The 10,216-nt window shown below is 29.0% G+C and carries 8 protein-coding genes; 1 reads left to right on the top strand and 7 read right to left on the bottom strand.

The features are described 5' to 3' along the window. Positions 1–518: 518 nt before the first annotated feature. The 7 genes from gyrA to dnaA form a co-directional block, all read right to left on the bottom strand. Complete coding sequence (gyrA, locus tag L1S49_RS20060; protein ID WP_238907119.1) at positions 519–3,056, bottom strand: DNA gyrase subunit A; 2,538 nt, start codon at positions 3,054–3,056, stop codon at positions 519–521. A gap of 21 nt (positions 3,057–3,077) precedes the next feature. After that, entirely contained in the window at positions 3,078–4,994 is a 1,917-nt protein-coding gene (gene gyrB, locus L1S49_RS20055; RefSeq protein ID WP_175550919.1) for a DNA topoisomerase (ATP-hydrolyzing) subunit B, read from the bottom strand. 60 nt (positions 4,995–5,054) lie between these two features. Beyond that, a complete protein-coding gene (locus L1S49_RS20050; protein ID WP_021803992.1) occupies positions 5,055–5,315 on the bottom strand; it encodes an extracellular matrix/biofilm biosynthesis regulator RemA family protein in 261 nt (86 codons plus the stop codon). A 13-nt stretch (positions 5,316–5,328) separates the two neighbouring features. Next, positions 5,329–6,414 carry a DNA replication/repair protein RecF gene (gene recF / locus L1S49_RS20045; protein ID WP_238907118.1) on the bottom strand — a complete coding sequence of 362 codons (1,086 nt, stop codon included), beginning with the start codon at positions 6,412–6,414 and terminating at the stop codon, positions 5,329–5,331. Between the two features lie 57 nt (positions 6,415–6,471). Continuing rightward, positions 6,472–6,678, bottom strand: a complete 207-nt coding sequence (gene yaaA / locus L1S49_RS20040; protein WP_073021303.1) for a S4 domain-containing protein YaaA — start codon at positions 6,676–6,678, stop codon at positions 6,472–6,474. A gap of 77 nt (positions 6,679–6,755) precedes the next feature. Next, positions 6,756–7,865 carry a DNA polymerase III subunit beta gene (gene dnaN, locus L1S49_RS20035; RefSeq protein ID WP_073021301.1) on the bottom strand — a complete coding sequence of 370 codons (1,110 nt, stop codon included), beginning with the start codon at positions 7,863–7,865 and terminating at the stop codon, positions 6,756–6,758. Positions 7,866–8,123: 258 nt separating this feature from the next. Beyond that, positions 8,124–9,479, bottom strand: a complete 1,356-nt coding sequence (gene dnaA / locus L1S49_RS20030) for a chromosomal replication initiator protein DnaA (protein WP_073021299.1) — start codon at positions 9,477–9,479, stop codon at positions 8,124–8,126. Positions 9,480–10,038: 559 nt separating this feature from the next. Between dnaA and rpmH the strand changes: the two genes are divergently transcribed. Then, complete coding sequence (gene rpmH, locus L1S49_RS20025) at positions 10,039–10,173, top strand: 50S ribosomal protein L34 (protein WP_021803997.1); 135 nt, start codon at positions 10,039–10,041, stop codon at positions 10,171–10,173. Positions 10,174–10,216 lie beyond the last annotated feature (43 nt).

The following is a 10,216-nucleotide window of genomic DNA, read 5'->3' as shown; positions in this document are numbered from 1 at the left end:
ATTTTCAAAGACCATTTTTTCTTTTTCGCTAATCTCTCTCAGCGACAAGTGTTATCTTATCATATACACTTTTCTCTGTCAACAAGTTTTTTCATTTCTTTTTAATCAGTTTTTGTTGATTAATTTCTTATCTGAAATGTTTTGTTATTCTTGCGACGTGTTTTATCTTAACACCTATACGCTACATAATATTTCTCAATATTCCTAGTTATATTAAATTAATCTTATTTATCTAATAATTCCTTTTAATTTCTTTATTTTCTTATTATTGATACACTAGGACATGTTTCTATACTAAATTGCTATTTAAATTTAAATACACTATATTTTCTTCTATATTTATTATTTATATACTCCTTTATTTAACTTATTTTTTATACTTTTTATAAATAAATATGTTTTATTTTTATTTATAATATTTGAATGTATTATATATTTTCCTATTTGATTTGCTAATTTATAATAATAAAAAGCCACTACAATTTTATAATTTGTAATGACTTTTTATTATTTTTTGTTTATTTTTCTTCTTCTGATCTTTCTAATAGTTTCTCTATAGAAGTATCATCCTCAGTTTTAACTGTATCTATACTTTCTACTACTACTTCCTGTAGAATTTCATTCTTTTCACTGCTATCTGCTGAAGATATTTTTGCAACTGCAACAACTTTTTCCTCTCCTAATGTTCTCATAAGAGTTACTCCCATTGCAGATCTGCTAGTTATTGATATATCAGCTACATTAATTCTTATAGCTACTCCTGATGTGTTTATAAGCATCATTTCATCATCTTTTTTGCATACAGACGCTCCTACTAATTTACCAGTCTTCTCTGCAACTTTATAAGTTATAAGTCCTACTCCACCTCTATTTTGAGTTTTATACTCTGTTAAAGGTGTTCTTTTACCAAAACCATTTTCACTTATAACTAATAATTCTTCATCATCTGTTGCTATATCCATACAAACTGCAATGTCATTCTTTCTTAAGGATATTGCCTTTACCCCAGATGCTGTTCTACCCATTGGTCTTACATCTTTTTCACTGAATTTTATAGCATATCCGTCTTGAGTAACAATAATTATCTTAGCATCTCCAAATGTTAACTTAACTTTAAGAAGTTCATCTTCATCTCTCAAATTAAGAGCTATTAATCCATTCTTTCTTAGATTCTTAAATTCACTTAAAGGTGTCTTTTTGACTATTCCATTTTTTGTAGCCATAAATAAGTATCCCTCTAAATTAGGATCCTTTATAGAAAGTACAGTTTCAACTCTTTCATCTTGTTCTATTGGAATTATATTAACAAGATTAGTTCCTTTTGCTGATCTTCCTGCATCAGGTATCTCATATGCTCTAACTTTATATACTCTACCTCTATTAGTAAAGAATAATACATCTGAGTGAGTTGATGTTACTACAACATGATCAACAAAATCATCCTCTTTAGTAGTCATTGCCTGTATGCCTTTTCCCCCTCTTTTTTGAGCAGAATAAGTATCAGCTGCAATTCTTTTTACATATCCACTATGAGTTAATGTAATAACGATATCCTCTTCTTGTATTAAGTCTTCAAGATCAATTTCATTTTCTTGTTTCTCTATTTGAGTTCTTCTTTCATCGACATATCTACTCTTTATTTCTAGAAGTTCTTCTTTTATAACTTCTAGAAGTTTGACTTCTGATCCTAATATATCTTTTAATCTATTTATTAGTACCATAAGCTCGTTATATTCATCTTCTATTTTATCTCTTTCTAGTCCTGTTAATCTTGCAAGTCTCATATCTAGTATAGCTTGAGATTGTTTTTCACTTAATGCAAATCTTTCAATAAGAGTGTTTCTAGCTATTTCCGAGTTTTTAGATCCTCTTATAATGCTTATAACTTCATCAATATTATCTAATGCTATCTTTAATCCTTCTAAGATATGAGCTCTTTCTTCAGCTTTACTTAGTTCAAATTCTGTTCTTCTAGTTATTACTTGCTTTTGGAAGTTTATATAATGAACTAGTATTTCTTTTAAATTAAGTACCTTTGGCTCATTATCAACTAATGCTAGCATTATTACTCCAAAAGTATCCTGCATTTTAGTATGTTTATATAATAAATTAAGAACTACACTAGGATTTGCATCTCTTTTTAGTTCAATTACTATTCTCATACCGTCTCTATCTGACTCATCTCTTAAATCATATATTCCATTTATTTTTTTGTCTTTAACTAAATCTGCTATATTTTCTATTAATTTAGCTTTATTTACTTGGTACGGTATTTCGGTAACAACTATTCTATGTCTTCCGTTTTCCTCTTCTATATCAGCTTTTGCTCTAACTATAACTTTACCTTTTCCAGTTTCATAAGCTTCTCTTATTCCATTTTTTCCCATTATAGTTGCCGCTGTTGGAAAATCTGGTCCTTTAATTTTAGACATTAAATCAAGAACAGTAACCTCTGAATTATCTATTAGCATTATTGTTCCATCTATAATCTCACCTAAATTATGTGGAGGTATATTAGTTGCCATTCCAACTGCAATACCAGATGACCCATTAACTAAAAGATTAGGAAATCTTGATGGTAATACTACTGGCTCTTGCTCTTCTCCATCGAAATTATCTATAAAGTCTACGGTATTTTTATTAATGTCTCTTAATATTTCTGATGAAATTTTGTTCATTTTTGCTTCTGTATATCTCATTGCTGCTGCTGAGTCACCGTCTACAGAACCAAAATTTCCATGTCCATCAACTAACATATACCTCATAGAGAAATCTTGTGCCATTCTAACTAAAGCATCATATACAGATGAATCTCCATGTGGATGATATTTACCTAAAACTTCTCCAACTATTCTTGCGCATTTTCTGTATCCCTTATCTGGTCTTATCCCCAATTCATGCATAGAAAATAAAATTCTTCTATGCACTGGTTTTAATCCATCTCTAACATCAGGAAGTGCACGACCTACAATTACACTCATAGCATAATCAATATAACACTTTTTCATTTCATTTCTTATGTCAACGGGTACTACTTTTCCCTCATTTAAACTCATAGGTTTCACCTCAATTTTTAACTATATATCTAGATTAACTACTTTTTTTGCATTATTAGTTATGAACTCTCTTCTAGGTTCTACTTTGTCTCCCATTAAAATAGTGAATATTTCATCTGCTGCCATTGCATCATCAACGGTAGCTTTTAATAATGTTCTTTTATCAGGATCCATTGTAGTTTCCCAAAGTTGACTTGCATTCATTTCTCCAAGTCCCTTATATCTTTGTATGTTGGTATTATTATCTTTTCCGCCTATTTCTTTTAAGACTACTTCTAATTCAGCATCAGTATATGCATACCACTCTTTTTTATTTCTAGTAACTTTATATAGTGGTGGTTGCGCTATATATACATGCCCTCCGTCTATAAGCTCTCTCATATATCTATAGAAGAACGTCAATAATAGTGTTCTTATATGAGCTCCATCTACATCTGCATCTGTCATTATTATTATTCTGTTATACCTTATTTTTTCTACATCAAAATCGGTTCCTATTCCAGCACCAAATGCAGTAATCATACTTCTAATCGAATCAGCATTAAGAATTCTATCTAATCTTTGTTTCTCAACGTTTAATATTTTTCCTCTAAGTGGTAATATAGCTTGGAATCGTCTATTTCTACCTTGTTTAGCCGATCCCCCCGCAGAATCACCCTCAACTATATAAATTTCACATTCTAGAGGATCTTTAGATGAACAATCTGCAAGTTTACCTGGTAAAGAACTTCTTTCCAATACTGATTTTCTTGTTAATTCTCTAGCTTTCCTAGCAGCTTCTCTAGCTCTAGCTGCAACTAAAGCTTTATCTATTATTATTTTACCTATATTAGGATTTTCTTCTAAGAATAAAGAAACCGTTTCTCCTACTACTCCGTCTACTATTCCTCTAACCTCTGAATTTCCCAACTTAGTTTTTGTTTGACCTTCAAATTGTGGATCTGATATTTTTACTGATACAACCGCAGTTAGCCCTTCTCTAATATCATCTCCAGATAAATTTTTGTCAGCATCCTTTAAATGCCCGAATTTTTTTCCATAGTCGTTAACAGCTCTTGTTAATGCAGTTTTAAATCCTACTAGATGGGTTCCCCCCTCTATAGTATCTATGTTATTTGCAAAAGAAAATATGTTTTCATTATAACCATCATGGTATTGAAGTGCTACTTCAACAGCTACACCATCTTTTAATCCTTCAACATATATAGGCTCCTTATGAAGAACTTCTTTGTTTCTATTTAAATAACTAACAAAAGATTTAATTCCACCTTCGTAGTAATATAATTCCTCATTTTCATCTCTTTCATCTACAAGTCTTATGTTTATTCCTTTATTTAAAAAAGCTAACTCTCTTAACCTTTTCGATAAAATCTCAAAATCAAAAACTGTTTCTTCAAAAATTTCTTCATCAGGCTTAAAATGAGTTTTAGTGCCATGAGCTTCTGGTTCTGATTCTTCTAGTTTAATTAATGGTGTTAATACATTACCTTTAGAATAGCTTTGTTTCCATATATATCCATCCCTTGTTACTATGACTTCGCAAGCTTCTGAGAGAGCATTAACAACTGATGCTCCTACCCCATGTAATCCACCGGATACTTTATATCCTCCACCGCCGAATTTTCCTCCAGCATGTAGGACTGTCATTATAACTTCAACAGTAGCTTTTCCTAGCTTATCATTTATCCCTACCGGCATGCCTCTACCATCATCTATTACAGTTATTGAATTATCTTCATGTATATAAACATCTATATTTTTACAATAACCTGCTAAGGCCTCATCTATACTATTATCAACTATTTCATAAACCAAATGATGAAGACCTCTAGAACTAGTGCTTCCTATATACATTCCTGGTCTTTTTCTTACTGCCTCAAGTCCTTCAAGAACCTGAATCTGGCTGTCGTCATATTTTTGCTTATTTTCCTCCAACATTAACTCCTCCTAAACTATAATTTTATTTTTTATCTATATTAAGTTAAACATTGGAACAACTTATGTATTGTAATCTATGTCTGTTCTTTTTGTTAAAGTAGATGAGGATATCGGCGAAAGATATATTTTACTTTTTTTATTAACTTCAGCAATAACAAAAGATTTTGGTTTTTCTTTTGATATTCTTTGTACGAATCCATCCTCCTCAGCTAGCCTTAAAAACTGACTAGTATCTGAACTATACATAGTATTTTGTAAATCAAATATTCCTATAACATCTTTTATAGGAACTACAACATTTTCTCCCAAGTGTAAAAACACAAATATTCCTCCTTTAAACTTTAACACTACCATCCTTAACGTTAAAAACTTTTGCACTTTCTTTTATATATTTAGATATATCTTCTATTCCTGTACAGGTTATTAAGGTTTGTATTCCGTGAATAGAATTTAAAATATATGCTTTTCTAGTAAAATCTAATTCTGATAATACATCATCTAAAAGAAGTACAGGATATTCTTTCGTGATATCTTTTATGATGTTCAACGAAGCGAATTTTATGGTTAAAACTGCCGTTCTTTGTTGTCCCTGCGATCCATAACTCTTAGCATCAATATTATTTATAAGTATTATAAAATCATCTCTATGTGGTCCAATACTAGTAATTCTTCTTTCGATATCCTTTGGTCTGTTTTTTAAAAGCCCTTCTTTCATGGATATTTTTATATTTCCTAAATCTTTTACACTAGAGACATATTTAAATTCAATATCTTCTTTTCCAGAAGTAATGTCTTTATGAATTGCTTTCCCATGATTATTCAAATTATTTATATAATTAATACGATCTTTTATTATTTGTTCTGCAAAATTTGATAATTGTTCATCATAAACATCTAGAATAAATTCATCTATTTTTCTATTTTTTAAAACTAAATTTCTTTCATTTAAAACCTTATTATATTGAACCAGATTATAATAATACCTATTACTTAGTTGGCACAACTCCATATCTATAAATCTTCGTCTTATCCCTGGAGATTCTTTAACTATTTTTAAGTCTTCTGGAGAAAACATAACTACATTGAAAACTCCAATTAGTTCCCCTATTTTAGTTATTTTTATAGAATTAACCCGAATAGATTTTTTTCCATCTTTCAAAATATTAATATCTATTTTTTTATCTAGTCTATCCTTACTTACACTCACACTAACATAAGCATTATTTTCATTCCAATTAACAAGTTCCCTATCTTTTGAATTTCTATGAGATCTTGCAAAACCACAATAATAAATTGATTCTAGTATATTAGTTTTTCCTTGAGCATTATTTCCTATAAACACATTTACAGCTGGACCAAGTTCTATATCCAGCTTCCTATAATTCCTATAATTTAATAACATTAATTTTTTTATATACATAAAAACACCCAACTTAATTATAACACATAATATCTTTTGTGGCTTTACATGAAAATTTTAAACAATTTTAAAACTTTCATTCTCTATAGAAATTATATCTCCACTTCTTAATTTTCTTCCTCTTTGGGTACATACTTCTCCATTAACTAAAACTTCACCATCTTGAATTATCATTTTAGCCTCAGATCCTAATGAAACTGCTCCTACCCATTTTAAAAATGAATCTAACTTTATAAATTCTGTATTTATACTAATTTCATTCATACATAACTCCTCATTACAGATGCATAATTATTAATTTTAGTATATTTATGCATCTGTAAATTTGCTCCTCCCTTAAATTATCTAGCTAATCTTACAGGTAAAACTAGATATTTACTATCTTCTATATTTTTATTTCTAATAACACAAGGACTTACACTAGATGTTAACTCCAAAATAACTTCCTCTTCATCCATAACTTTCAGCACATCTAATAAATATCTAGAGTTAAATGCAATTTGCATTTCATCTCCTTGCAAATTCACCGAAACTTCTTCTCTTACTTTTCCCAATTGAGAATTGGATGTTATGATTAAAGTGTCTTCTTTTAATTCAAATTTTATAAGATTAGTGTTTCCTTCTTTTGCCATAAGAGAAGCTCTTTCTATTCCATTTTGAAGTTCTTGTTTATTTGCAGTTACCAATCCTTTATATTCTTGAGGAAGTAAAGAGCTGTATTTTATAAATTCTCCCTCTAATAATCTTGATATAACTTTAGTTTCACCTAAATTAAATAATATGTGATTAGTAGTAAATGTTATATCTACGTCTTTATCTGTATCTTCTAATATTTTTGCAACTTCATTTAATGTTTTTCCTGGAATAACAGAACTTATTGTATTTTCTGAATCTATGATTTCTTTTCTTATAGCTAATCTATAGCCATCTAATGCAACTAAATTTAAATATGAATTGTTTACTTCAAAAAGAATTCCTTGAAGTATAGGTCTTGCTTCATCTTGAGCTATAGCAAAAGATGTACCTTTAATCATATTTTTTAATAAGTTTTGAGGAATTGAAAATATTTTAGTTTCGTTTATGTTTGGTAAAGATGGAAATTCATCGCTGTTCATATAAAGTAAATTAAAGACAGATTTTTTACAAGTTATTTGTATAGTATTATCTTCGCCAATTTGTAGTTGTTCTATTACAATTTTGTCATTTGGTAGTTTTCTTATAATTTCTCCAAATAATTTAGCATCTACAACTATTGTTCCTTTTTGTAGTACTTCAGCATTTATTTTTGTTTCTATTGATATGTCTATGTCAGATCCAATTAATGTTAATCCTTCTGAATCTGCCTTTATATAAATACCTTCTAGAATAGGCATAGTAGATTTTCCAGTTATAGCTTTTTGCGCTATTGATATAGCTTCTTGTAATTTTGTTTTTTCACATATGAATTTCAATATAAAACCTCCCTAATTATTCACAGCAAAATCGCTCTAAATATAGATAAAATTAATAATAAAATATAGTAACAATAGTAGTAGGGGCTGTGGATTTGTTCATAAGTACCTCTAGGCCTGATAAATACAAAAAAGTTAACAAAAAAATACTGTGGATAAGTTGAGCGTATTTACTATAAACTATCCACATTATTAAAAGCAAAATGTTAATTAAAATTTTATCAACAGAATATTAACTTTAGTTATGTACATTGTTAATTATTTTTGAGTAAGCTTCTTTGTTAAATCATTTATTGTATTTTGTGTGGATTCATCATTTTTTAAACCACCTGATATTTTCTCATACGCATGAATAACGGTAGTGTGATCTCTTCCACCAAATTCTTCTCCTATTTTAGGCAAAGATAAATCTGTAAGTTTTCTACTTAAATACATAGCTATTTGTCTTGGGTATGCTATGTTTCTAGTTCTTCTTTGAGATTTTAAGTCCTCTACTCTTAAGTTATAATATGATGAAACAACATCTTGTATTGTTTCAATGGTTATATTTTTACTTTGTTTATTTGATATGATATCTTTTAAGGCCTCTGTAGCTAGATCTACTGTAATATCTCTACCGGTAAGAGATGAATACGCAACTATTCTAATAAGGGCGCCTTCTAACTCTCTAATGTTAGATTTAATTTTTGTAGCTATATAGACCATTACTTCGTTAGCAACATTTAAATTTTCTACATCTGCTTTCTTCTTTAATATCGCCATTCTAGTTTCAAAATCAGGTGCTTGAATATCAGCGATAAGCCCCCATTCGAATCTACTTCTTAATCTGTCTTCTAAAGTAGGGATTTCTTTAGGTGGTCTATCAGATGATAGAATTATTTGTTTACTGGCTTCATGAAGAGCATTAAATGTATGGAAAAATTCCTCTTGAGTTCTCTCTTTACCAGCTATAAATTGAATATCATCAATAAGAAGCACATCTATATTTCTATATTTATTTCGAAATTCTTCATTTTTATCATCTTTAATTGCATTAATAAGTTCATTAGTAAATTTTTCAGATGATACATAAACAACTTTAGATTTTGAGTTATTTTGAAGAATATAGTGCCCTATAGCATGCATTAAGTGAGTTTTTCCTAGACCAACTCCCCCATATATAAATAAAGGATTATAAGCTTTAGCAGGTGATTCAGCAACAGCAAGTGATGCAGCATGGGCAAATCTGTTGGAATTACCTATAACGAATGAGTCAAAAGTATATTTAGGATTTAAGGTTGCTAGCATTAAATCATTTACTACAACAGCACTGTTTTTTTTATTATGTCTCAACGTAGTATCTTCTGAATGTAATTCACTAGTATCGGATTCAATTAAAAACTCTATATTATATTTCTTAGATGAAATAAGTTTTATTGCATTAGCTACCAAATCCTTGTATCGTTGTTCCAATATGTCCTTAGTAAATTCGTTAGGAACGCCTAGTTTTATGCTATCAGAAGATATAGATAAAGGTTCGCAACTTTTTATCCAAGTATTAAAACTAACTTCAGACATTTCACTTTTTATTATGTTTAATGTTTTTTCCCATAGTTGATTTAGTTGGGTATCCATCGTATATCCTCCAGTTACCTAATTATAAAAATTTCAAAAAAAGTATGTATAAATAAAAAAATCTATAAATATAAACAACTTACTAACAGAAAATATGTACACATCCTATAATGATTGACTATGTATAAAAAAATATTCACATGTTAATAAATTTGTTGATATGTTTTAAAGTGTATATAAAAAGTTATGTTATCAACAATTGTGGAAAAAATAAAATCAACACTATAAACAATGAATAATATCTTGAAATAAGATAAAAATATATAAGGTGATGATGAGAACTGCCAAAAGTTGAACAAGTTATACACATAAATATCCACAGCTGTGGATAAGTTTGGTGTGAAATTAATTTATTCACAACATATTATTAATAATAACATAAATAAACAAAGGGGTTCAATAATTTATCCACAATTTTTATCTTTGTTAAGTATTTTATTAACATATTAAGTTTTCTTGACATGACTATTAAGGAAATATATAATTAAAAGGTAAAACTCAAAATGAGCAATAATATAGTTTTACTATATAAAATATAATTTGAAGGGGGTGTAGCTACATGTTCATGACATACCAACCTAAAAAGAAACAAAGAAAAAGAGAACATGGATTTAGAAAGAGAATGAGCACTTTATCTGGAAGAAACGTGCTTAAGAGAAGAAGACTAAAAGGAAGAAAAAGATTAACAGCATAAGGGCCGCTTTTGTGGCCTTTTTCTGCAAATGCAGAAATAAAAG

It is taken from the genome of Clostridium sp. YIM B02506 (genome assembly GCF_022324845.1).
In the GTDB taxonomy this organism is placed as follows: Bacteria; Bacillota; Clostridia; order Clostridiales; family Clostridiaceae; genus Clostridium_T; species Clostridium_T intestinale.
The sequence above is the reverse complement of the archived record's forward strand: the minus strand, read 5'-3'. Positions and strand labels throughout refer to the sequence as shown.

Excerpts from the sequence above, each read along its gene's own strand:
- gyrA (WP_238907119.1), bottom strand. The coding sequence starts at position 3,056 with ATGAGTTTAAATGAGGGAAAAGTAGTACCCGTTGACATAAGAAATGAA.
- recF (WP_238907118.1), bottom strand. The coding sequence starts at position 6,414 with ATGTATATAAAAAAATTAATGTTATTAAATTATAGGAATTATAGGAAG.
- rpmH (WP_021803997.1), top strand. The coding sequence starts at position 10,039 with ATGTTCATGACATACCAACCTAAAAAGAAACAAAGAAAAAGAGAACAT.
- gyrB (WP_175550919.1), bottom strand. The coding sequence starts at position 4,994 with ATGTTGGAGGAAAATAAGCAAAAATATGACGACAGCCAGATTCAGGTT.
- dnaA (WP_073021299.1), bottom strand. The coding sequence starts at position 9,479 with ATGGATACCCAACTAAATCAACTATGGGAAAAAACATTAAACATAATA.
- yaaA (WP_073021303.1), bottom strand. The coding sequence starts at position 6,678 with ATGAATGAAATTAGTATAAATACAGAATTTATAAAGTTAGATTCATTT.